The organism is Lysinibacillus sp. 54212 (genome assembly GCF_036662795.1).
GTDB lineage: Bacteria > Bacillota > Bacilli > Bacillales_A > Planococcaceae > Lysinibacillus_B.
The window spans coordinates 147063-171423 of sequence record NZ_JBAFWZ010000005.1 but is presented as its reverse complement, the minus strand read 5'-3'; the positions used below and the strand labels follow the sequence as shown (position 1 = coordinate 171423).

Here is a 24361-nt window from a genome sequence, read left to right as displayed (position 1 = left end):
TCATCTCGCTCCTTTTACTTTAAAATTTTTAATAAATCCTTTTGATAATGACTAATAATTTCCTCTTTTGATAAACGTCCATTAGGCTGATACCATTGTTGAATCCAATTTAGTGCCCCCAATATAAGCATCGTGAGTAAATATGAATCCGCCTGTCTAAACTTTTTCTCTTCAATCCCCTTTAATATAAGGTTATTAAATAGGGAAGAATATCGCTTTCTTAATTCGATCACTTCAGCTAGCTGTTCTTGCGAAAAAATATTCTTTGGTTCAAAAATCATATTAAAGGTTTCCTTTTCCTCGATAGCATAATCGATATGCAGCGCTACCATTTGAAAAAACTTCTCTTCTACACTAAGTGGCTGTGCCAACAGTTCTTCGATGTCTGCAATTGCTTGATTTAATACAAGGCTATGACATTGGTACAGTAGATCCTCTTTATTGCGAAAATAATAATAAAGGGAGGCTTTGGTCATTAATAGCTCTGCAGCAATTTCTTCCATCGTCGCACCTTCATATCCACGTCGATTAACAATTTTGACAGCGGATAAAATGATTTGCTTTTTTTTCTCTATACTTCTTTTCTCACTGAGCTTCATATTGCCTCCTCCTCTCACAGAGAGTTACCTAATTGACTGCCGTGACCTAATCAAAAATGGTTATTTTAAACATTCTTTCATCCATTTTTAAAATGTGTAGCTATTCATCAGCAGCAGGTAATTACTCACCGGTAAAAATTTGAACCTTAGGTTAATTATTAAAGGCACTAAATATATTTGTCAATTTATTTTTCTGAATTTTCTAAATAGATAATCCAGAAAATCATCTTTTTACTTTTTTAAGATATAATTTAATTTTACGACAATTTTTAATACACTAAGCAGAATTAATCACCACTTAAAACTCTCTGTAATTTTAGTTATCTATTTACTTTACTAGAATACGAAAAAATTTTTTCATTTCTTTCCGTTGACATTCTTGATTAGAAAAGGGTGGATTCAAATAGTACATAAAGCGAAGAGTTTTATATGTTTGCGGAAGAGACCTTAATAACCAAATATTCCAATAATAAGCACCCGTTTGATATACTATTGCAAAAGGGAGTTGGAAATATGGAAACATTTATTTTTATGGGGATCATTGTCGTTTGTGCAACTGTTTTGTTCTGTGTTGTTCGGGGTTATTTATTAATCGTTGATATTCATAGAGTGCTAGTGAAGGATAAAAAGCAATCGGTTTTAGAGGAGTATTTGCAGCAACGAGATAGCTAACAGGGGTTACGTGAGGGTGCTTGTGAAAAACGCAAAAAACACCGCCAGATGACGGTGTCGTAGTTTAAAGTGCCTTTAATAAAAACATTTCTAAAAAACGTTCTCGGTTGCCGCTGACGGATTTTAATTGTAGGTCCACATCAGCAAGGCTGTATAGGGCCTGTAGCAGGCGCTGCTGGGTCGGCTTGTTCGGCTGCTCAAGCATTAGCTTTACCCGGTAAGGATGGATTTTTAATCGCTTAGCAATTTGATGCTGTGGGTACCCTGTTTGCTGCAAATAGAAAACATTGCTCATCGTTCGAATATTCGATGCTAATAGCCCAACAAGCATGATGGGCTCTTCCTTTTGACGAAGTAAATCATGATAAATTTCGAGCGCCTCTGCCTGATTATGGCTTAAGTATGCATTTAACATTTTAAACGCATCATGCTCGAGCGTTTTTGCTACTAAATCCTCCACGAGCCCAACTGTTATTTCAAGCTCCTCGCCTAAATAGAGGGCAAGCTTTTCCATCTCCATTTGTAGCTGCAGCATATTCTCTCCAACCATTTCAACAAGCTTCCCTGCTGCTTCATCGGAAATGGCCTTTCCTAGCGCTCCTACCTCTGTTTGAACCCACACGAATAAATCGGCGTCCTGCGGGGTTTTCGCCTCTAATACAAGTGCCTTTTCTTTTATAAGCTTCGTCACCTTTTTACGTTCATCTAATTTTTCATATGGCGCAATAAAAACGGTAATCGATAGATCACTCGGGTGATTCAGCCATGCTTCTAAACGCTTTAAATCATGGTCGATTTTTTCCTTACCCTTTTCAGTTGCTTTTAAAAATGATGCGTTTTTCGCGATGATTAATTTTTTCTCAGAAAAAAACGGAATCGTATCTGCTTCATCGATTACAGCATCAACGGGACGCTCCTCTAAATCAAATAGCATCACTTCCGCCTCTTCACCGTCTTCAAGAGCGGATTTTAATTTTTTGATTGTTTCATCTATAAAATAAGATTCCTCTCCGACTAGTAAATAGACCGGAGCGAATCTACCTTTCTTTATATCATTCCAAGCTTTTGTAAACATTGTGGGAATCCCCCTCTTACTTCATTCTATACTAGTATACACGTTTTTTTCTTCGATGCGAATGTGAATAAATTAAGGCGGAAATGCGCACCCTAACCTTTGTAAAATCTTACATTGTATATAGCTTTTTAAAATCGATTCACTTATAATTGATGAAGAGTAGGAGGGATATATATGGCAGGTCATCAAGATCCAAACTATGTAGCAGAAAACCCATTCGAGGGCCGTGGACGAGCTTCACAACGTAATGATGCAATTGATGCGGGTGTAGGCTTTGCAGTATCATTCGGTTTCTTCGCTACAATGTTCATTATTGCAATGATCGTAGAAGTGGCTACTCGCTAATTTTAGAGTGTAAGAAAAAGGCTTTGTCTATAAGTGACAAAGTCTTTTTCTTATGGATTTATTTAGTAATAATCTTAGTGTTCGGTTCATCACCATAAGTCGAGCTTGCTATATAAGCGCCGCGCACTACACTACGAGCGGACGTGCATCCAGGGCATGGATTCCGTCCGTCCTTCGTGTCTTAATTAATTTTCCGTATTCCACCAAATCATCCGTGAGTAGATTGGCAACGATAGGTTTTCAATTTTTATATACGAAAGAACTTTTGCTCTAAAATTTAACTAGAAAATTAATGATATTTATTGTAGTATTCTATTTTACTCGTGGCCAAATGAAATATGAAATAGATATGATAAAATCAATTCCCAGTACTAAAGACCATACTTTTAGTGTTTCAAAAAATATAGAGCTACGATCCGGATCATTTACTAGGTATATCAATATTGATAAAAATCCTGCTCCGATGATATATGCAAATAAATGCTGAAAAGACCCCTTCAAGGAATTACGAGCAAATGCGAAACCAGTCTTTTTTTCAGGCTTTGTTCCCTCTTTTTTTATGTAGTATAAGAACCTCTCATCAGCCCAACGAATGATACTTTTTCCAAAAGCAACCGACACACCTAAATAGATAGCAGCAATTGCGTGAGCCATAGTTGCAGTTCCACCCTTTAATAGATCCGTAGCAGTTATGATTAGCAGAAACAAATCAATCACTGGTGTTAGAAATAGAAAGAACGTTCCCACTTTTTTGTAGTTAAATACATAACGCAAAGTTAGACCGAGTATTATAACAATCCAAAATCCAATTTCTGCTGCAACAATTGACATAGTAATATAATTCAATTAACCACCCCACATTTATACTTATTAAGACTTACGCTTTTATAATGTCTATTACATGCATACGAACGAAACAATTATAAGTTGCAGTTTTATTGAAATTTGGAAATATATATACTTTATCGCCATTCAGAACAAGTGAATCGAACAGTCTTCTTTAAAATTATTTTTAGCAGCGTCTCAAAGTGTTATTTTCTATAAAAAACAGCGATAAACACTGATTTAACAGTATTTGTCGCTATTTGAAATGTTATCATGCTTTTATTTGGGAACGTTACTAAGGTTTATTTATGTATACGTTATAAATCCTTGTTACACTAAATCCCTCCGTTAAATAACTTAGGTTTTATTGTGCTAATTGAAGAAAGTAATCCCTTATATCTTTTGGCAATTCATCAACTGCAAGCACTTCTAACTTTTTTGTACCTGGTGTAGTCATAATAAAAAAAGTTTTTTCATCATATTCAAAAAAAGTGAATTGACCTACACGATTTGGAGACGTATCCAGACTATTTATAAATTCAAAATCCTCTTCCTTAAAATTATCTTCATACCCATCTAACATTAACTTCTTTGCATCTTCAAAGTCATCAGCAAATGAAATCGCTTGATATAGTTCTAACGAATTTTTAGGTGTATAGAAAACAGCATAATACATTGCTCCACCAAGTATTACTAAAACTAATATTAAGAAAGCAATCCGATTTTTTAGTATCTTTTTCTTAGAAATCTCCACAATATTACCCCCTTCTAATCCCAACTGTACAACAAAAGTTAACACTCTTATTTCACTAACCTGCACCGTTAGTTGAAGTATAACCTGCCCAAATCAGTGTTTGGGCACATTATTTTTAAAAAATTCAGGTTATTTTATCATCCAAAATGTAGTAGATAAATCGACAGGAGAATGGCACCAACTAAGGCACTACTCAAAATTGAGCCAAATATTGTCGGCAACTTTATATTTTTATTGTGTTTTAAATTTTCTAGTAGCCATACTAAATTTCTAAACCATAAAAATGAAAGTAGTAAAGGTAAAAAGTAATAAAATATAAATAAATCCAATGTAAAACTCTCCTCTATGAAAAATTATAAGCTTCTATTGAATTTAATTCTTCTTTGACCAAAGATAATCCTTTCACCTGCATAAACTCTTGTAAGGTAACATTAAGTGCCTAACATTGTAAATCTTTTAAATGGTGTAACTAACGTAATATAGATTATCCTCATTTCACTATTCTGCCATATTAGCGAAGTATATTTCTTCTCAATCATTCCAAGGGTCGTAACATAAAAATCCAACAATAAATCATCTCACCTATAAGGGTATAATGCGACAATAAAGTTATTTAATCTCAAAGTCTCCAACAGACATAACCCCGTTCTAAGTAAGACGGGGTTAAAATTTTGTTGTTTAATTTTTGCAGTCAGATGCTCTTTGAGTTGAAAAATATAATAATAGAGTTGTTTAAATCTAGGGGCTTATTCACCTACCATACCGTCGTTATCACGATCTTGCATGTATTTGTACAACCAGTGTTCTCTAGTTATTGGCATACTGAAACCAGCTGCTTTTGCTTCTGCGATTGTCACGATACCATTGCCATTCTTATCAACACTAGAAAGCTCGCCTTCATTTGATGAAGAATTTGCTGATCCGGTCTCGGTCTTATTATTTCCAGTTAACCCAAGAGATTCATTTACTTCATCTGGATTCACGTTTTCAAATGAATCCGTAATGACATTCCCATTTATCGTATACGTATACTGATAACTTGAAGGAATCTGCGTTTCTGTATTCGGATATGTGATAATTGCTTCAAAATTAGTAGCTCCACCCGCTTTACGGATCGCATCTTCCATATACGCTTGATCACCATGTCGGTTGAGTGTACTATTTTGCGGGGTAATATTATAAGCATTCGAAACCCCTCCTAGAGAATCAGCAATGATATGGCCTTCATCTAGAAACTTACTTTCAACGCCAGGAACCTTAGCCTCATCGGCATAATATCTACCAGACGATAATACAGGTTCGTTACGATCATCTTGTAGAATGATTTCGTCAGCAACGACACGGACTAACTGACCGTATTCATTCGTAAATGCCCAATATTCACGATCCCCATAGCCAATGTTAACAACGACGTTCGGTTCACGATATCCAGACAAGTCACCACCATCAACCTCAATCCGTTTATAACCTGCGAAAAGTTCACCATGTGATTGGGTTGGATTTTCCTCTACTACTGGTTCATCAACGACCGTAGCGATAGTTTCTTCTTGTGAATCCTTTTCTCCATCTATTTTGGCTACATCCTCTACATTCGTACAGCCAACCATAAAGATGGTTGTTAAAAATAAGACTAAAAAATACAGATTCTTTTTCATTGGGCAAAGCATTCCTTTCATTAATGTCAAACTAATTAACATTCTGAGTATAGTATTTAATTATTTTACAATCACAATTATTATTCTACAAGAATAATTGAAAACTCCCTCAATAATATGACCCGTTTGTTGATTAAAATAACTAATATTGTAGGTTTATAAAAAAGATTGATCATTTATAATAAAGTTTGATTAAAAATAACACTTGCATTTGATAAGGAAGTATTTTAATCATTCGAAATCTAAAATAATCAAATTTTATTTTAGAGTTGTAATAAAATACCTTTATTGACCGATTGGTACAAAAAGTGTATTCTACTAATGTTATCTTTAAAATGAGAGGAGAATAAGATTGAATAATCGTGGCAGACCCAGAGAGTTTAATTATTCATCAATTATAGATGTTGCAATGAAAACATTCTGGATAAGAGGATATGAGGGGTGTTCTACGCAAGATTTATGCAATGATACAGGACTTGGAAAAGGAAGTTTATACAATACTTTCGGCAGTAAACATGAACTGTTTAAACACGTATTAGAACGGTACCATGAAATTGGGATTAGGGAACAAAAGAAATTGTTAGATACTCCAATTCCGGTTAAAGAACGATTAAGTAATTTTTTTGAATGGGCGTTGAAAGAAGACTTTGAGAATATTGATCAAAAAGGATGTTTATTGATTAATGCCAGTGTAGAACGTGCTAAAAGCGATATAATGGTGCAAGAAATTTTCTCAAAGCATGTTGAGCTTCTTAAACAAGCTATCGAAACAGTGATGGAGGAAGGATTGCAAACAGGTGAAATTTCAAAAAATCAATCTGCTGAAGAATTGGCAAGTCTGCTTTTAAGCAGTTATTATGGATTCCGTGTTCTTAATGTATCGATGCAAAATCGGATGTTAGCTGAACAAGTTATCAAAGGAACATTGGAGTCTATTTTTGGCGCTTAGTGCGCTCTTTTTTAGCACTATTTTTGTACCGAACATTACAGTAATATTTTAGGAGTGGTTTTTTGTGCCATCGATTATTTATTTATTAGCTTTAGCAATCTTTTGTATGACTACATCAGAATTTATGGTTGCAGGTATGATGAACGAACTTGCTCTTGCATTCCAGGTTTCTGTATCATCTATTGGGTATTTAATTACAGCTTATGCAGGAGCAATGGTGGTAGGAGGCCCCATTTTAACTGCAATTCTCTTACGAATGCGCAGCAAACAAGCACTATTGTTTTTAATGTTTATATTTTTAATTGGTCAATCACTAGGTGCTATTGCATGGAACTATGATATTATGATGATTTCACGTATTATAACTGGTATTGCTTCAGCTTCTGCTTTTGGAGTTGCGATTTCCTTTTCTACAACATTGGTTCACTCTGATTCAAGGGGAAAAGCTGCATCAATTGTACTTGCAGGTTTAATGGTTGCAACTGTATTAGGTTTACCTATAACAACCGTTATTTCACAATATTTTGGGTGGCGTATTAGTTTTTGGGCTGTTTCTGTTCTTGTGCTAGTATCAGGGATTATGATTCAATGGTTGCTACCATCATTATCAAACAAAGAGCAACTGAACTGGAAAGACGAACTTATGCATTTTAAAAACAGACATCTTTGGGCAGCATACACAACAAGTATGTTTATTATTGGTGGTACGTTTGCAGCATTTAGTTATTTCACTCCTATCTTTACAAATGTCACAGGCTTTACAAGTGCAAGTATTCCGTATTTACTTGCTCTCTATGGTAGCGCGACGGTAGTTGGGAATATAGTGATTGGCAAGTTTGCTGATAAATATACAATGAAAATACTGATGAGCGGATTGATTATATTAATAGTAGCATTGTCTTTATTTGCTTTAGGTGCAGAGAATAAATACATTGCGGTTATTTCGATGATTTTTATTGGTTTAACTGGTGTAGCATTGAATCCTGCAATGGTTGCGAGAGTAATGAAAACAGCTAGTAATGGAACAATGATAAATACCGTTCATAGTTCTTTTATTACTCTGGGTGTTGTTATTGGTTCATCACTGGGTGGTCTTGGAATTAGTAAAGGATATGGATTTGTATCTCCGTTATGGATTGGATCTTGTTTAGCTATCCTTGGGGCAATTTCGTTATTACCATATTTTTACTACAGAAAGACGAATTAAGTGGTTTAAAGTTTCTTTATACCTTTTCGCAATTTACTTTTTGATTATGCATTGATAATGATAGTTTTTTGCTAGGTATCTAGTCGACAATCCCGTAGCTATATTATTCTTATAAAGAAAGTATCTTTCTTGTTAGCTTATATAACAAAAAAGATGTAGTATTTATAAAAAATTGTAATGAAACTTTGTTATAAAAATGAATTAAATCAACGTTTGTGACACTTTCTTAATCAAACTTTATTTTAAACTAACACATATCATTAAATACCTTTGTTAGTATTCAAACGACTTTATTATCCGTATACAGGAGGTGAGATGATTTTAATCATACTATTTTAGAATGCTACATTAACTCTAAGTCCTGGTGGAAGAACCCTAGTTTTTCAATATTTCTAAATTCATCTAGCTTATTTCACCTCTTATGTCCTCTTTCTAACCACTTAACCCCAAAATGGAAAACTACGGAAAATAATATGATACATTATGAATAGTGGTAAGGAGGCATGTATGAAAATTCAACTAATTATTGATGAAAATATTCAAGAAACCGAAATCCAAATACGTGCAAGTCAGTATAACGAGCAGATTGAACGACTCATGAAAAGGCTACAAGATTTGCAGACAACAGTTGCGATCGATGGCTACTTACAGCAGGAAATTCATATGCTCAAAATTAAAGATATTTATTATATTTATGGGGAAGGTGCAAAGGTTTTCTTGCAGACAGTTAATCAAGAATTTGAATCGAAACGAAAACTTTACGAATTAGAGTTGATGCTATCCCATGATTTTGTCCGAGTGAGTAAATCTACATTAGTTAATATTGATAAAATTTCCTCTATCCAAATGAGCCGTATTGGATCGACAGAAATCATTTTAGACGATGAATCATCGGTCCATGTAAGTAGAAAATATTTTAAAGAATTGAAAATGCGTCTTGGCATAGGGAGGGATTAATATGTTTGAAATTATACGATTTTCTACAATTGGATTACTCATTGGCCTTAGTTCTTCTTATACATTTCAGGCTTTATTCTCTTTAAATGAAACAGTAACAGGGAAGGAGCTGCTCAAGGAATATATCATTGCTGGGGTATTAGGAATCGTGATTGGATGGATTTCACTAATTTTTAGATCGGAGCGTTTAGGTTTTACAGCACAGCTGAGCATTCATTTTGCTTTCGTGACAATTTGTGTAGGAGTTGCAGGGTATATCGGAGAATGGTATGACATTACAAATATCAACACGATGATAGGTGTATTAGTTTGGCTCATTATTATTTACACGGTAAGCTGGGGAATCAGTTTAGTGTTAATTAAAAAAGATATAAAGCAATTGAACCGTACTATTCAAAATAGACGAAAGAGTTTGGAATAGGATTTTTTATTAGGAGGTAGAATGATGAATAAAACGAAGCTTCTGTTACTTATTTCAGCTATTTTAATATCCGGTTATTCGATAGTTCAGTATTTTATTATGGATGCTCGTCAAGCGGGATTTGTCCAAATGAAGCTTTTATTTACTTCTACATTGAATTCTCTTTGGTACATCATGCTTTTTATACATATCATTTTTAGTATCGTAGCGTTAGTTATTGGGCCGTTTACACTCCTTGATAGATTTAGAGAAAAAAATATAAAACGTCATAGAATATTAGGCCGGATTTATATTATCGGAATTGTCTTCGGGGGTATATCAGGACTGTATTTAGCCTTTTATGCAACAGGGGGTTGGATCGCCCAATTCGGGTTTGGATTTTTATCCTTATTTTGGCTACTAACAGCCTATCAAGCAATTGTTAAAGTAAAAATCAATAACATTCTAGAGCATCAAAGGTGGATGATTCGAAATTATTCACTAACCTTTGCCGCTGTTACTTTAAGAATTTGGTTACTGTTGTTCACGTTACTATTTGGTTTTGAGAACTTTAATATAGGCTATGGGATTATTTCATGGTTATGCTGGGTGCCAAATCTAATCTTTGCAGAAATGATTATTCAACGGAAACTTAAAGGGTATCCAAACAATAGTTTGTAACTTTTTAACAATCCCATACGTTTAATTAGTATAAACGATTCCTGATTGGAGATGAACCTTATGAGAAAATCGTTAGTTGTCGTTTTATTAGCATGCATATGTTTGATGTACGCTTGTTCTAACGGGAAAACTCAATCCCTAGAAGAGTTTTATAAGGATGCCGACATAGAAAACATCGATAAAATCACAATACAAGACGGTTCGACTGGTGCTTCAAAAACGTTAACAGGTTCAGAGCAAATCGATGAATTTATTGCCCTCATTAAGGACATAGAGTTCAGCCCTCAAGATAATCAGGAGAAACGGAATGGTTGGAGGTACGGAATTACAATGTTTGATGGCGAAAAAACATTCCAATTCACATTAGGTGAAATTAACGACACTTATTATGACACATCACCAGACATTCAGCCGATTGTAGATAAGTATTACAAGGGACTAGATATCAAGGAGGAGTAGGTTCGTTGATGTGATAAGTTTCCAGCGTCGTGTCACAAAGTACAATCCTGATTTTAGGGATGAAAATGGCTATTATACTTTGATTGAGGAATGGACTCTTCCTTCTGAAATAGGAAGAACAATTAACGGGAATGTATTTACTTTAGATGAATAGCTTCGAGTTGATGCAGCTTATATTAATTCCATAATTAAATTCTTAGAGGCAAGCAGCATTATTTATTCAAGAATTTTACATTCGAAACAATTTCATAATTCAACAGTGCAACAATATGCTAAAACAGTTTTTATACAATAAATAATAAACGTTCGTCCAAGCATAAAAATAAAAAAATTTCCGCATCTTAATTTGGGGGCGTGATAAGTTTTTCTAATGGGGTCCAAGGTTACTAGCCACATTTTTTAAAATACTAGCCAAAATTCCGAAAATACTAGCCACATTTTTCAAAATACTAGCCGAAATTTTAAATTTACTAGCCAATGTGCAAAGGATCAAAAATATTACTAGCCTTTCTAGGTAAATACTTGTCATTTCCTGATTCTATTAGCCATTCTCAATCCCGTCACTATTGCTTATTATGTTTTTTGGCTCTTCACCTAAAAATATACTATACCGCATATTCCATTACGTGCGGGGATACATATGGCGACGTACATTGTTCAACAAACAGTCCATTATTTATAGCCAATTCAATTGGGGATAGACAAAAGTTCAATGAAATAGAATTGGCGATGAAACAAAAGTAATTGTGGGTGAAGAGGACCTTAGAAGCGCTCCACTAAATGAGTTTTTGAAGCATAAGATGAATTTTGATAAATATGAGTATCGTTTTCGGGCGATATTAAAGTCTTTAGAAAAGAGACTGTGACATAAGTAAAGATTTTATAGAAATCGTGGAACACCTATAGTAAGAATTCGCTACTTCATAAATTGATTGTAGAGAAGGGGCGACTCCTAGGGGAACAGCAATTTTTATTGCGACGAAAGCATAGCGACAGTCGCACGACGCCTGAGACTACAGGCTCAGGCCGTGCCCCTGGAAAGCGTCCCCGGAACGGAAATCAATTTTCTCCATACTAAGAAAACACCATTTTTCTCAACGAGAAAAATGGTGTTTTCGGGTTTTGTCCCAGCCTCTTTCGGAAAAATCTTTAGGATTCCCCTTATTCTTTTTTCTAGGAATCCGTATTTACTTTACCGTATGAACGGTCATCCTCCCCTTTGCTACCTTTACTTCGATGGTGCCGACTTCTCCTGTTGTTAAATAAGGGAGTCCCCTCTCGTCAAATCGCTCGACGACTTCCGCGTGTGGATGGCCATAGCGATTATCCTTTCCTGCCATAAAGACGCTGAGTGCTGGTTGAACCGTATCAACAAAAGCTTCCGTGCTTGATGTTTTACTGCCATGATGCCCTGCTTTTAATAGATAGACTTGATGTAATCGTCCCTCTTGGATAAGCCGCTTCTCTCCTTCTGCCTCTAAATCACCTGTAAATAGCGCTTGAAACGATCCAAATTGTAAAAGCAATACAAGTGAATCATTATTGCCCTCGTAGTCGGTTTCCGTCGGCCAAAGATAATGAAAGCTTGCGTCCCCTTGCTGCCAGCCATCACCTGCCATTTGCTCTTTTAGTTGAATTTTTTGCTTTGATGCCTCTGTTAAAATATCCTTCATTACATCCTTTGTAGACGACGCCGGTGTAACATGAATGGTGTCCACACGAATTTCACGTAAGATTTCCTCTGCTCCCTCAACATGATCGGCGTCTGCATGAGTCAAAATCATCATATCCAGCTCGCTTATTCCCTTCCCTTTTAGGAACGGCACAACGACTCGCTTGCCAACCTCATACTGTCCGTCTCGTCTCTTCCATTTTTCCTGCTCGAACCGAAGCAGACCGCCCGAATCGATCATATATACCCCTCTCCGATGCGGGAGCTCAATAACGATGCAATCTCCTTGCCCGACATCAACAAACGTAATGGTCAGTGCTCGCTCCGTATAATGACTCGCCTGAAACAGCAAGGCTGGAATAAGAATAACACATGCGATTTTCCAAATGGCTCGCCGCATATCTAGCCATAGGAACGCGGTAAAAACGCTAACATACAGCGTGATCATCCAAAGGCGTGAAGGCTTCCCTGGTACCCACATTTGATATGGCAGGCCCTGTACGTATAGGATAAAGTCTGTTACCCCAGTTCGTAACGGCTCGTACCCTATAAATAAAAGGTTCGCTAACGGACCGGGTATAAATGTTGCGAGTAGCAGTACAAAATTAACCGGTAAAATGACAAATGAAAATAGTGGTACAAACACAATATTCGCTAGTAACGATGAAAGGCTTAGCTCATAAAAATGAAATAATAGTATCGGATACACGAGTAGCTGACAAACAAACGTGATCATAAAGCCTTGCATCCACCACGTCTTCATACGCGCTAAAATCGGTGCTGAATAAATTAAGCTAAGCGTTGCTAAATACGACAATTGGAAGCCTACTTGATATACGGCACCAGGCTCTAGCAGCACAAACCCTATAAAGCTAATGGCGAGCGCATCCTCGATTGGCAGCCGCCAGTTAAAATATTTGGCAAGGAGCACAAATTCGACAACAGAAACCGCTCGCCAAACGGATGGTGCGCCTCCTGCTAGTAAAGCATAAATCGGTAGTATAAGGATTAAAATGATCGTTGCCAGCTCACGGCGAACGCGCAAACGAAGAAGCCCTTGGAAAAACAATAGAGAAACAAGTGCCACATGTAAGCCAGAAATCGCAAATAAATGAGTAATGCCTAATTTTTGATATGCTCGGTTCAGCTCCTCATCTACATTTTCCTGTACGCCGATTAGTAGTGCCTGCGCCTCCGCAGACAGAGAAGGTGGGAAACTCTCCTCGATATGCTGTTTCAGTTTAAAGCGCTGCTTATAAATGGCTTGCAGCAGCTTTCCTTGCTGTCCAGCCGGCTCCCACGTTGACACGTTGACGATTCCGATAGCCGACTTACTTTTTAAATAATTCTCCATCGAAAAGCTATAAGCATGTGGAGGCCTATCTGGCGGTTCTAACTCGCCTTCTACAGTAAAGGTTATCCCTGCAAGCGGCATAGCTTCATACGCTGTTTTTTCCTCCTCGGACCGAAACGTATATACAATATAATTGTTTCGCCCATCCTGATCTTGCATAAAGCCGCGCAGCGTTTGTCCGTTGATTTTGTAAGTATCTGTAAAAGTTAACGAAGCGGGTAACTGAAGCGGTTTTTCTAGCTTGCTGAGCTGCCAAGAAAAATAGCCGAATGCGATGACACCTGCCCCAATAATTGTAGCGATTTGCCACACTGAAAAACGTTTATAAAAACACCCAAAACCTAGTAGTGCGAGCAAAAATAAAAGCCTTATCGATTCATGTGCTGCAAAGAGAGCAACTAAAATCGATAAGGCGTAAAAAATCCATTTATGCTTTAATAAATCTACCAAATAATTCATTCACCTTCTCTTCAAAGGGCAACAATTCCTCTGAGGAAGCACCTAAGCCTCGAAGCTTTTCTAGCATATTGACGGCAAGGGTTAGTTTTTCATCCTTTAAAAAATCTATTTTCACCCCGTCAAACGGTACATGTACAACATTGACATTTGCCTTTGCAAAAAGCTCTAGGGCATATGGATTATTTTTATAATCCTTTGCATAGAACACATTTTTAATCCCTGCTTGAATGATTGTTTTTGTACATGGCAAGCAGGGGAAATGTGTTACATAAAGATCTGCTCCGTTTGCCTGTGTCCCGTACTTGGCACATTGCAATAGCGCGTTCGTCTCGGCATGAATGGTCCGGACACAATGATTATCGACTACGTAGCAGCCTTTTTCGGTGCAATGCTCATCACCCGAAATAGAGCCGTTATAGCCTCCTGCAATAATACGCTTTTCCCTTACAATTGTGGCGCCAACCGCAAGTCTTGTACAAGTGCTTCGTAATGCTAATAAATGGCTTTGTGCCATGAAAAATTGATCCCAAGTAATACGCTCCATATGACTACCTCCAGTATTGTCCTAGTGCTAGTTTAGTAAAAAATAAAGATTGTGGCAATATTAGAGTAATTCATTTTATATCTATTGAATCTTTTAATTTTTCGAATGTTTTATCGCCGATGCCGGTTACCTCTTTTAAATCCTCAATCGTTTTGAAGCCTCCATTTTCTTGGCGATAGGCGAGTATAGCCTGTGCCTTTGCTGGACCGATGCCAGGTAAGGTAGTTAACTCTGCTTCTTCCGCTTTGTTTAAGTTTACCTTGCCAGATGAAGTCTCTTGTGAGGAAGGAGTTCCCGTGGCAGTAATCATAGTTTCTAACGCCTCGGTGTCCTCACCAACTAGCGGAATATAGATGACCATTTCGTCCTGTAGCTTTTGTGCATGATTAATGGCGTTTGGATTGGCCTTGTCCACATAGCCACCCGCCTGCTCGATGGCATCGACTACACGATGCTCTGTTGTTAGCTCATACACGCCAGGATACTTTACGGCACCCTTTACATCGACAAGCGCTTTCAATGGCTCGGCTGTTACAGGCTCGTCAGGCTTTTTTTCATTCGTTTCAATAATTTGTTGTTCTGGAATTGATGAGACAGGCTCAAAAGTAGTTTGTGCAGGCTCATCCTGCGAAAGAAGAAAAATGATTAGACCGATGACACAAAGAATGCTGGGGAATAGCACCCTTTTTCCATATTTTTGTAACAACTCTCGGATAATAAAAAAACACCCTTTCCGTTGAGAAGGCAAATCATATGGAGTCCTCTCCAATATACATAATTTGCCTCCCTTTGAAAAGGTGTTTTATTTAATTGCTCGAATAAAAATTCGTTCGCTTTCTTCTTGTGGCGATTCGTGCGACCAATCTGCCGTCACAAAAACGCTCTTAAAGCCAATTTCCTCTAGCCAGGCAACGTATTGCTGGGGGGCGAATGTACGCTGGAAATGCTCCTCATCAAAGCGCTCATACAACCCGTTTTCAGTCCCTACGAAAAAGCTCATGCTATGATAAACAGAGTGCTCGTATTCGCCTGGCTCTGTATGCCAAATATACGTCACTCCTCCATCATCATATGTAAAAGGGCTCGATAGGAAAATTTCATCCATTTTAAATAACGAATGAACGTCAAAAAATAACTGCCCGCCCTCACGAAGGCTAGCGTAAATTCGTTGAAGCGTTTCCTTTATTGCCTTCTCTTCTGTCACATAATTGATAGAATCGATTGGAATGATCGCGACATCTAACTCTGAAAAGCCTTCTAGCTCGTCCATAGAACCAGCAAACAACGGAATTTTAGCTCCTTTGCTTGCAATTCTTGAACTAGCGACAGCAAGCATTTCCTCTGATAGGTCGATACCGCTTACGTTATACCCCGCCTCGTCAAGCATTAATGCCATTGTGCCAGTACCACAGCCGATATCTAATAAATTCGGATAGTTTTCGCTCGGTGCATGGAGCATGACCCACTCAACATACTCATCGTACGGAATGTCCGTCATCAGCTCGTCATACACCTCTGCAAATCGTGCGTAGCTTTCCATATTACACTTCTGGCGCGTCTAGCTGAGGAGCATCTCCCCATAGGCGCTCTAGGTTATAAAATGCTCGCTCATCCTTATGGAAGACGTGAGCGACAACATCGCCAAGGTCAACTAGGATCCAGCGTGCTGAATCAAAGCCTTCTAAACGCTTTACTTCGAATCCATTTTCTTCTGCTTTTTCCTTTAGTTCACGTGCAATCGCCTGTACTTGACGGTCAGAATTTCCGTGGCAAATCATAAAATAGTCAGCAAGAAGTGAAATGCCTTGCATATTTAACACAACGATATCCTCTGCATGTTTATCGTCTGCTGCTTTGTAAGCAATTTGTAATAGTGTTTCGTTCATTAATTATAATTCCTCTCTCATATAATCGTTATAGCATTGGATAGATTGTGGATAGATCGGTTGCTTCGTATCGACTAGAAATGCAAGTGAATGACGAATGCAAGCTCGCATCGCCTTCGTTAAATCTACCTCTGCTTTTTTTCGTAGTTTTTCGACTCCATCAAACTTGCGATTTGGCTCAAGCATATCGGCAACAAAGACGATTTTCTCTAATCGACTCATACCCGCTCGACCTGTCGTATGATAACGCATAGCATTTAAGATATCTTCATCTTCAATACCTAGCTCATCCTGTGCACGCCAAGCGGCAATAGGACCATGCAATATTTCTGCTCCCCACGGTATTAAGCGTTCGTCTAAGCCGTTTTCACGAACGATTTGGCGCATTGCCTCCTCATCCTCAAACTTCGACATATCATGCAAAATAGCGGCAATCTCCGCCTTCTTTGCATCCTCTCCGTAAAGGTTTGCTAAATGAATCGCCATCTCCATCACGCCTAGTGTATGAATATATCGCTTTTCCGGCATTCGTGGCTTAATAATCGCCAGTAGCTGCTGTCGCTCCATATATACCTTCCTTTCGAATGTACCGCTCAACCGTTTCAGGTATTAAATATTGTACGGTCTTATTTTGTGCAAAACGTGCCCGAAGTAGACTAGATGATAAATCGATTTGAGGTGCATCCACCATCATCACCGGATAATCTGTACTAGCTTTCGTTCCTGGGCGGCGAATGCCTACAAACGTTACAAGCTCTACTAAATCATCGATGTGGTACCACGTATGAAGAGAATCTATGCTATCGCCACCTATTATAAAGTAAAACGTAGCGTCCTTTTCACGCTTGGTTAATGTATAAATGGTATCGAATGTATAGGACACCCCACCACGCTCAAGCTCAAAAGGCTCGAGCTTAAAATAAGGTATCCCTTCAATGGCAAGCTCCACCATTTTAGCACGTTGTTCATCTGTAGCGCCTAGTGCTTTTTTATGAGGCGGTATCGCATTTGGCATAAAGCGTACCTCGTCAAGCGCAAGTGAGTGCAGCGCCTCATTCGCCATCATAAGATGTCCCATATGTGGTGGATTAAATGTACCACCTAAAATACCGATTTTTTTCATCCTACGTCACCTTACTTTTTAGCCACTTTCGGTAACACAATCTTTTTATTGTTGCGTGACTCTTTATATAAAACAACTGTTAAGCCAATTAATTGAACAAGTTCCGCACGTGTACCTTTTGCAAGTGCTACTGCTACTTCCTGCTTGTCTTCTTCACAGTTATCTAAAATACGTACTTTAATCAATTCACGTGCTTCAAGTACATCGCGTAATTGACGTAGCATTGGATCATTTACGCCGCCTTTCCCAACTTGGAAAATTGGGTCTAAATGATGTGCCTCTGCACGTAAAAAACGTTTTTGTTTACCAGTTAACATAAAAATTATTTTCCTCCTAATTGTGCGGTTAGCCGCGCAATCATTGAATTTGTATTTGGATAGTCTTCTAGCCAAAGCTCGTAGGCAATAGCCCCTTGATGAACGAACATTCCAAGTCCATTCACAATCTTTGCACCTTTTTTCTCAGCCGCAAGTAAAAAAGGCGTCATCAGTGGATTATACACAATATCAGCAGCAATTGCGCCTGTCGGAAACTTGTCTAGTGAAAATGGCAGCTCGAACTCGCCTGTTGACATGCCTGCTGGTGTTGTTTGAATAAAAATTTTAAACTCGTCCAGCGTGCTTTCCGCTTCTGCAAGTGTAATAGCCCGTCCTATACCAAGCTCATTAATTATAGCCTGCGCATTTTTTTCAGTGCGATTAGCAATCGTGATATTCGTATATCCTTCTTGCTGTAGCGCAAAGGAGATTCCACGTGCCGCTCCGCCTGCGCCAATTAATAATAATGGAGCATTTCTATAGTCTGTCCCAATGGCATCTTCTAATGAGCGAACAAAGCCCGCTCCGTCAGTGTTATAGCCTTTTAGTTTGCCGTCCTTTGTTCGGACGACTGTATTAACAGCACCCATTTTTTCCGCTAAGTCATCTAGCTCATCTAAATAAGGGATGATTGCTTGCTTATGCGGGATTGTCACATTCCAGCCGCTTGTGCCTAAAAGCTTAAATGCTGCAACTGCCTCCTCTAAATTTTCAGGCTTCACATGGACTGGGATGTACGCTGCATCTACTTGTCCCTCTTCATACCAAGCATTATGCATTTCGGGAGATTTTGACTGTGCAATCGGATCTCCAATAACAGCAAACCATTTTTTCATCTCAAACTCATCCTTCTCTCTTGTCAGTGAAAGCATACAAAACTGTTGATTTCCGCTACGGGCGGACGCTTTCCGCGGGCACGGCTTCAACTATTTTTTTCGGGAATTTCCCGAAAAAATGGATTTTCAGCTCGTGCGTTCCCGCTGAAGTCCCCGCCCTTCGCTACAATCAACTGATTTTCTAAATCAATATCTTAATTACAAAATAGACTTTAACTGAATCGAACCAGTAATTATGAAAGTTAAAATAGCTTTTTTTAAAAATACATTTAAAATATCTATTATATTAACGATGGTCGGATGAATACTTGGACGCCTTTTGGAGCGTATGCGGCAACTACTACGTTTGGATGCTGCACTGTGATCCAGCCTAGTCCTGAGAATACAACGTCCGTTTTTCCCTCTTTTATCGAAAATTCATGACGAACAAGTTCTGGCAGCTGCTCAATATACTTCGCTGTTGGTGGCGCTAATAGCTCACCTTTATGGTCCCTATACAATTGATCTGCCTTTTCAAGCTTTGTACGGTGAATTGGTAAATCATTCGCCACATGCACTGTAAATGCCGAACGTTCGCCTTTTACGAAATCAAACCGAGCTAGTGCACCGATAAATAGCGTTTGTCCTTCATTTTGCTGGAATACTTTCGGCTTAATTTCCTTTTTCGGCATAATATATTTCAATTCACTACCATCCAAATAATGCGCCATTTGATGATGGTTAATAATTCCCGGTGTGTCATAAAGAGCGGCACCATCATCTAGTGGAATTTCAATCGTATCAAGCGTTGTCCCTGGGAAATGAGAAGTCGTAATAACTTCCCCTTCACCTGTTGCCTGCTTAATAATTCGGTTAATAAAGGTTGATTTCCCAACGTTCGTACAGCCCACGACATAGACATCCTTGCCACGACGGTATTCCTCGATCGCAGCGACAACATCCTGCATCCCCATCCCTTTATGAGCTGATACAAGCATCACATCAATCGGCTGCAGGCCAAGTGCCTTTGCCTCACGCTTTAACCAATTGATCACCTTATTCGCTTTTACAGACTTCGGTAAAAGATCCGCCTTGTTTGCTACAAGTAGCACCGGATTTTTGCCAACAAAGCGATGCAGCCCCGGTAACCAGCTGCCATTAAAGTCAAATATGTCGACGATTTTTACAATTAAGCCCTGCTGCTCGCCAAGACCGTTTAAAATCCGTAGAAAATCATCATCCGTTAAGCTGACAGGTTGAATTTCATTATAGTTTTTTAATCGGAAGCAGCGCTGACAAATAACCGTTTCCTTTTCTAATGATGAAGGAGGTGCGTACCCTAGCTTGTCTTTGTCTTCTGTTTGAATTACTGCTCCACAGCCAATACAATTTGGCATTTCGTTCATTACTGTTCCTCCCAAGTTTTAATACCTTTACGTTTTAAATCGTTAAATACACGGCGCTCGACAAATCGATTGAAGCGCGTAACAAAGCCATCCGATTCCGCTACCGGACGGACTAAAAATGTATACAGCTTTTGACGCTTTGCTCCAAACACATCCGTTAACAGCTGATCACCTAGCATTGCGACCTCATCTCGTTTTAGACGAAGCTGCACTAGCGCTGCATAATATGCCCCACCTAGTGGCTTTTTAGCACGGTGAATAAACGGGATACCTAAAGGCTCAGCAAATTGCTTTACACGTGCTTCATTATTATTTGATGCAATAATAATGCGTATACCTGCCTCATGCATGATAGCAAACCATTGTGCTAGCTCCTCTGTTGCATCTGCACGGTCCCATTCAACTAGCGTATTATCAAGATCCGTAATAATACCTCGAATGCCCAGTGCCTGTAATTTTTCTGGTGTTATTTCGTAAACGCTCGTTACGAATTCATCTGGTAATAAGAAATTATACAAAATAGTGTCCCCTCACGTTCTTAATGTCATTATTATAGCATATTTGCAAAGGCTTCTCCCATACGAATAGCACAACCTTGTACGACATTTTCAGTGAACTCGACTGCATTTTCCTCAAATAACATGACAACCGTCGAGCCAAATGAAAAGTACCCCACCTCTTCGCCCTTCTTCCAGTTCCTCGTTCGATTTGTTAACTCAATGGAATTGACAAACGTTGCACCAACTTTTATAAGGGCAAGCTGGCGTTGTGACGCATATAATACCTCATTAATCATACGATAATTTAAGCTAATCGGTTTCTTTCCATAAGTTAAGCCAAGTTGATTAACAGGATAGGATTTTTGCCCGAGTATATATTGACGTACTACCTCTCCATCAATTGGGCTATGAATTCTGTGATAATCAGCAGGACTTAAATAAAAGACGATAAATTGCCCATTCTGATACTGCTGCGCTCGCTCCTTGCTGCCTAATAAATCAACAAGGGAATACGGTTTATTTTTCACAATAATTTCTGTATCAATTGAAATGTTGCCGAATGCCTCAATTTTTGCATCAACTGGGCTTGCTAACACATGTGCGTGCTGGATAACCGGGCGAGCCTCATCCTTTAATGTTCGTGTAAAAAAATCATGAAGACTCGTAAAACTATTTAAATTTCTTGAAACCTCATCTATGTTAATATCGTATACTTTACTATAACTTCGAATAAACTTTTTACTAATCGGTGAAGTTGTCATTTTTTTCAGCAGCATCGAACTATTTTTGCCGTTTGTTAGTTCAATTAACATCTGATAAATTTTTTCTTTCATCAAATAACCTCCAAGAGATAATAAAAGGTAATTATATAGTGAAATTACGTTGATGAAAAGTAGTTTCCTAATAAAGTATCGAGTATAGGCTTTCATACGCCTCTATTTCGGAGTATAATAAAACAATATTATAAAGTGCAAAGGAGTGTTTTCCAATGTTTCTTCTACATAAAGTCGACTCGACGTTGAAGAAAATCAAATCGCACGCTGCTAACTTAATTACAATTTGTAACTTATCGTTTGGTGGTGCCGCAATAATGGCGACATTAAATGAATCATATAGCTATAGTGTATTATTTATTTTTATTGCCGCGTTTTTAGATCGCTACGACGGAAAAGTAGCCCGCAAGTATAACCAAGAATCCGAGCTAGGAAAGCAGCTCGATTCGATGGGAGATATTATTTCATTTGGTGTTGCACCAGCCTTGTTAATGTACGAATTTGTTTTAACTGATTTCGGGTTTGCCGGCATGTTTATGGCTATTCTATACATTGCATGTGGCGCCCTTCGTTTAGCCCGCTTTAACGTTACTGAATCGACAGGCTATTTCGTAGGTCTACCCATTACTGCTGCAGGGACATTACTAACATTTTCATTTTTCTTCACACATGCAGTTTCACCAGTATTTTATATGTTCCTATTCCCTATTTTAGCCATCCTTATGGTGAGCACATTTACGCTTAAAAAAGTATAATAACAAGCTGTTTAATGAAGGACTTTCCACCTTAATTAAACAGCTTTTTTCATTTCTCAACAAAATTCGACATATACTGAAAAAAAGGAAAGGATGACATCGCTGAGTAGCATCATGACTCTAATCCAGCTTTGGCTCGATTTCCCAGCACTTCTTGGATACCTAAAAGGGCAGGCATTTTCAAAACCATTCTCGCGTGAGGAAGAACATCTTGTACTAGAAAGATTTTTAGGGGGAGATGAACAGGCACGACTGGATTTAATCGAACGTAATATGCGACTCGTTGCCCATGTTGTGAAAAAGTTTCATCCCCCACATGAGCAATTGGATGATTATATTTCAATCGGCACAATCGGCTTAATGAAAGCGGTGGGCAGCTACACACCGAATAAAAAAACAAGGCTAGCAACGTACGCCGCGCGCTGTATTGAAAACGAAATCCTTATGCATTTACGTGCACAAAAAAAGGTACAGAAGGATGTTTCTCTGTTCGAGCCAATCGGAGTCGATAAAGACGGGCAATCCCTACAAATACGCGATTTATTGCAGCTCGATGAAAAGCCCACTGTTGAACAAATTGAGGAACGGGAACGCTTTAAGCAGCTTTATGATTATTTATCCACACTCGATGCACGAGAGCTTGAAATTATCACGCTGCGCTACGGGCTCGCGAATGTGAAGCCTTTAACACAAAAGGAAATCGCAACGCAACTAAACATTTCACGAAGCTATGTATCACGAATTGAAAAAAGAGCCCTTATCAAACTGTATCAGCAATTTAAGCATAATCAGCCTGATGACTAGAAGAATCTCCTTCTTGTTTTACGTAAGAAGCAGTACCTCTTCAATTTGGGGTGCTGTTTTTCTATGAAAAAATTAAGTAAAGGCAGCTATAGAGAAATCGGAAAATTCATTTTGTTTACGAGGTATATCTCGACATTCTAATAGAACTAAATTACGATTGATACAGTGAAAGTCTAATCCTTTTATTGTCATCTCGGTTTATCCACCGAATAAAATACCAAAAAAATCGTTGAATCTAACTTTTATCGGTGTTATCTAAAGAACAAGTCGACCACTGCTCCCATACAGGATTCCAAGACGATTAATAGAATTGTAATATTAATAGTTCATAATGGTTTAAAGGGTATTTGGAATCTGAAAGGAAGAAACAGCATGAAAAAATGTAAAAAATGTGGGGAAACCCGGCAAGACAAATTTTATACGAATTTGAATACGATTTGTTCGGCATGTCAGCGAGCAAAACAACTTGAATTCAACCGCAATAACCCAGAGTACTTAAAAGCGAAGAATCAACGCAGGCGTGCCCGTAAATTAGCGTTGCAGAATGACTTGAGGCCACAGCAATGGAAAGTAATTCTTGAGCGGTTTGGTGAAAAATGTGCATTGACGGACTCGTCAGATGTCGTTCTTGAACATGTAATCCCATTGGAGAATATGCATGGTGGAACAACGGTCGGAAACGTCATTCCAATGGACGCAACTTTGAATCTTGCGAAGCGGGACAAGAATTTTGTTGATTGGGTATCTCAACCAGAAGTTAAAGCAATTGTTAACCAAGACAAACTAAACAACCTCATTGAATATCTTGCGGAAGTAAACGGAATGACCGTCAAACAGTACTTAGATTTCGTGTATTGGTGTGAAAATAATAAACGTACAATCGAAGAAGCTGAAGCTGATTCCCGCCCAAGCGTTGCAATCTTCAAATCGGAAATTGAAAAGAAAAAGGAGTTATTAATAATGAATAAAAAGACAATTGAAAATGGACGCTTCAAAGCTACATATCATAATGAAAAGACTGCTTACTTGGACGGTGTAAAAATATTTCGCCATAGGGACGGTATTGCATTCGAATTTAATGGTCAATTAACGTCGATCAATGACAGGGGCAAAAATTCCGTTCGGGGTGCGAATGACCTTTACAATAAATTAAATGCCATTCTTCTTGAACTAGGCGTTGAAGAAGGGGAATATGAAAAGAAGAAAAAAGAAGCTATCGGTAAGGAAGAAATACACGAATAATTTATAGAGCAAAAAGCAGCACCTCTTCATACAGAGGTGCTGCTTTAAACGCTTACTATTCAAACGTCGTATCACTAATATCTGCTGTGATGATTAAACATAAAACTGCTGTAATCCCAACAGCGCCTGCCAT

At 38.2% G+C, this 24361-nt stretch carries 29 protein-coding genes; 12 read left to right on the top strand and 17 right to left on the bottom strand.

What is annotated here, in order from left to right; translation table 11 throughout:
• Positions 1–14: 14 nt before the first annotated feature.
• Positions 15–599, bottom strand: a complete 585-nt coding sequence (locus V4T18_RS05490) for a TetR/AcrR family transcriptional regulator (RefSeq protein ID WP_332647375.1) — start codon at positions 597–599, stop codon at positions 15–17.
• 513 nt (positions 600–1112) lie between these two features.
• Between V4T18_RS05490 and V4T18_RS05485 the strand changes: the two genes are divergently transcribed.
• Positions 1113–1271: a hypothetical protein gene (locus V4T18_RS05485; protein WP_332647373.1), complete on the top strand. Its 159-nt coding sequence runs from the start codon at positions 1113–1115 to the stop codon at positions 1269–1271.
• 64 nt (positions 1272–1335) lie between these two features.
• On the opposite strand, the gene holA is transcribed toward V4T18_RS05485, so the two are convergent.
• Positions 1336–2346, bottom strand: a complete 1011-nt coding sequence (holA, locus tag V4T18_RS05480) for a DNA polymerase III subunit delta (protein WP_332647371.1) — start codon at positions 2344–2346, stop codon at positions 1336–1338.
• 174 nt (positions 2347–2520) lie between these two features.
• Between holA and V4T18_RS05475 the strand changes: the two genes are divergently transcribed.
• Positions 2521–2691, top strand: a complete 171-nt coding sequence (locus tag V4T18_RS05475; protein WP_332647367.1) for a YqzM family protein — start codon at positions 2521–2523, stop codon at positions 2689–2691.
• A 312-nt stretch (positions 2692–3003) separates the two neighbouring features.
• On the opposite strand, the gene V4T18_RS05470 is transcribed toward V4T18_RS05475, so the two are convergent.
• From V4T18_RS05470 to V4T18_RS05460, 3 genes are all read right to left on the bottom strand, one after another.
• Positions 3004–3537 carry a hypothetical protein gene (locus tag V4T18_RS05470; RefSeq protein WP_442916906.1) on the bottom strand — a complete coding sequence of 178 codons (534 nt, stop codon included), beginning with the start codon at positions 3535–3537 and terminating at the stop codon, positions 3004–3006.
• Positions 3538–3880: 343 nt separating this feature from the next.
• Positions 3881–4270, bottom strand: a complete 390-nt coding sequence (locus V4T18_RS05465) for a hypothetical protein (protein WP_332647362.1) — start codon at positions 4268–4270, stop codon at positions 3881–3883.
• Positions 4271–5016: 746 nt separating this feature from the next.
• A complete protein-coding gene (locus tag V4T18_RS05460; protein ID WP_332647360.1) occupies positions 5017–5925 on the bottom strand; it encodes a DNA/RNA non-specific endonuclease in 909 nt (302 codons plus the stop codon).
• 352 nt (positions 5926–6277) lie between these two features.
• Here V4T18_RS05460 and V4T18_RS05455 point away from each other — a divergent pair, with 352 nt between their 5' ends.
• From V4T18_RS05455 to V4T18_RS05425, 7 genes are all read left to right on the top strand, one after another.
• Positions 6278–6874 (top strand): TetR/AcrR family transcriptional regulator, encoded by a 597-nt coding sequence (locus V4T18_RS05455; protein ID WP_332647357.1) that lies wholly within the window; start codon positions 6278–6280, stop codon positions 6872–6874.
• A gap of 64 nt (positions 6875–6938) precedes the next feature.
• The gene (locus tag V4T18_RS05450) at positions 6939–8081 is read left to right on the top strand and encodes an MFS transporter (protein ID WP_332647355.1); all 1143 of its coding nucleotides are present in this window, start codon (positions 6939–6941) and stop codon (positions 8079–8081) included.
• 507 nt (positions 8082–8588) lie between these two features.
• Positions 8589–9038 carry a LytTR family DNA-binding domain-containing protein gene (locus tag V4T18_RS05445; RefSeq protein ID WP_332647353.1) on the top strand — a complete coding sequence of 150 codons (450 nt, stop codon included), beginning with the start codon at positions 8589–8591 and terminating at the stop codon, positions 9036–9038.
• A gap of 1 nt (position 9039) precedes the next feature.
• Positions 9040–9459 (top strand): DUF3021 domain-containing protein, encoded by a 420-nt coding sequence (locus V4T18_RS05440; RefSeq protein WP_332647351.1) that lies wholly within the window; start codon positions 9040–9042, stop codon positions 9457–9459.
• Between the two features lie 21 nt (positions 9460–9480).
• On the top strand, positions 9481–10119 hold the full coding sequence (locus V4T18_RS05435; protein ID WP_332647350.1) for a DUF2306 domain-containing protein: 639 nt from the start codon (positions 9481–9483) through the stop codon (positions 10117–10119).
• Positions 10120–10179: 60 nt separating this feature from the next.
• Positions 10180–10578 carry a hypothetical protein gene (locus V4T18_RS05430; RefSeq protein ID WP_332647348.1) on the top strand — a complete coding sequence of 133 codons (399 nt, stop codon included), beginning with the start codon at positions 10180–10182 and terminating at the stop codon, positions 10576–10578.
• 10 nt (positions 10579–10588) lie between these two features.
• Complete coding sequence (locus tag V4T18_RS05425; RefSeq protein WP_332647346.1) at positions 10589–10732, top strand: hypothetical protein; 144 nt, start codon at positions 10589–10591, stop codon at positions 10730–10732.
• Positions 10733–11765: 1033 nt separating this feature from the next.
• On the opposite strand, the gene V4T18_RS05420 is transcribed toward V4T18_RS05425, so the two are convergent.
• From V4T18_RS05420 to V4T18_RS05365, 12 genes are all read right to left on the bottom strand, one after another.
• Complete coding sequence (locus V4T18_RS05420) at positions 11766–14063, bottom strand: DNA internalization-related competence protein ComEC/Rec2 (protein WP_332647344.1); 2298 nt, start codon at positions 14061–14063, stop codon at positions 11766–11768.
• On the bottom strand, positions 14032–14607 hold the full coding sequence (locus tag V4T18_RS05415) for a ComE operon protein 2 (RefSeq protein WP_332647343.1): 576 nt from the start codon (positions 14605–14607) through the stop codon (positions 14032–14034). The genes V4T18_RS05420 and V4T18_RS05415 overlap by 32 nt, the downstream gene beginning before the upstream one ends.
• A gap of 70 nt (positions 14608–14677) precedes the next feature.
• Positions 14678–15313, bottom strand: coding sequence for a helix-hairpin-helix domain-containing protein (locus V4T18_RS05410; RefSeq protein WP_332647341.1), 636 nt, complete (start codon positions 15311–15313; stop codon positions 14678–14680).
• Positions 15314–15409: 96 nt separating this feature from the next.
• Positions 15410–16147, bottom strand: a complete 738-nt coding sequence (locus tag V4T18_RS05405; RefSeq protein WP_332647339.1) for a class I SAM-dependent DNA methyltransferase — start codon at positions 16145–16147, stop codon at positions 15410–15412.
• Position 16148: 1 nt separating this feature from the next.
• The gene (rsfS, locus tag V4T18_RS05400; protein WP_332647336.1) at positions 16149–16493 is read right to left on the bottom strand and encodes a ribosome silencing factor; all 345 of its coding nucleotides are present in this window, start codon (positions 16491–16493) and stop codon (positions 16149–16151) included.
• Positions 16494–16496: 3 nt separating this feature from the next.
• Entirely contained in the window at positions 16497–17060 is a 564-nt protein-coding gene (gene yqeK, locus V4T18_RS05395; protein WP_332647334.1) for a bis(5'-nucleosyl)-tetraphosphatase (symmetrical) YqeK, read from the bottom strand.
• Positions 17029–17616 carry a nicotinate-nucleotide adenylyltransferase gene (locus V4T18_RS05390; RefSeq protein ID WP_332647332.1) on the bottom strand — a complete coding sequence of 196 codons (588 nt, stop codon included), beginning with the start codon at positions 17614–17616 and terminating at the stop codon, positions 17029–17031. The genes yqeK and V4T18_RS05390 overlap by 32 nt, the downstream gene beginning before the upstream one ends.
• Before the next feature lie 11 nt (positions 17617–17627).
• Positions 17628–17933 carry a ribosome assembly RNA-binding protein YhbY gene (yhbY, locus tag V4T18_RS05385; protein ID WP_332647330.1) on the bottom strand — a complete coding sequence of 102 codons (306 nt, stop codon included), beginning with the start codon at positions 17931–17933 and terminating at the stop codon, positions 17628–17630.
• Between the two features lie 5 nt (positions 17934–17938).
• Positions 17939–18769, bottom strand: coding sequence for a shikimate dehydrogenase (gene aroE / locus V4T18_RS05380; protein WP_332647328.1), 831 nt, complete (start codon positions 18767–18769; stop codon positions 17939–17941).
• A gap of 281 nt (positions 18770–19050) precedes the next feature.
• Positions 19051–20154, bottom strand: a complete 1104-nt coding sequence (yqeH, locus tag V4T18_RS05375; protein WP_332647327.1) for a ribosome biogenesis GTPase YqeH — start codon at positions 20152–20154, stop codon at positions 19051–19053.
• Positions 20154–20675, bottom strand: a complete 522-nt coding sequence (locus tag V4T18_RS05370) for a YqeG family HAD IIIA-type phosphatase (RefSeq protein WP_332647410.1) — start codon at positions 20673–20675, stop codon at positions 20154–20156. The genes yqeH and V4T18_RS05370 overlap by 1 nt, the downstream gene beginning before the upstream one ends.
• Before the next feature lie 29 nt (positions 20676–20704).
• Entirely contained in the window at positions 20705–21487 is a 783-nt protein-coding gene (locus V4T18_RS05365) for a phosphatidylserine decarboxylase (protein WP_332647325.1), read from the bottom strand.
• Positions 21488–21642: 155 nt separating this feature from the next.
• Here V4T18_RS05365 and pssA point away from each other — a divergent pair, with 155 nt between their 5' ends.
• The 3 genes from pssA (at position 21643) to V4T18_RS05350 (ending at position 24228) form a co-directional block, all read left to right on the top strand.
• Positions 21643–22182, top strand: a complete 540-nt coding sequence (gene pssA, locus V4T18_RS05360) for a CDP-diacylglycerol--serine O-phosphatidyltransferase (protein WP_332647322.1) — start codon at positions 21643–21645, stop codon at positions 22180–22182.
• Between the two features lie 114 nt (positions 22183–22296).
• On the top strand, positions 22297–22986 hold the full coding sequence (sigK, locus tag V4T18_RS05355; protein WP_442916904.1) for an RNA polymerase sporulation sigma factor SigK: 690 nt from the start codon (positions 22297–22299) through the stop codon (positions 22984–22986).
• 372 nt (positions 22987–23358) lie between these two features.
• Entirely contained in the window at positions 23359–24228 is an 870-nt protein-coding gene (locus V4T18_RS05350) for a hypothetical protein (protein WP_332647319.1), read from the top strand.
• The last annotated feature ends 133 nt before the right edge of the window (positions 24229–24361 follow it).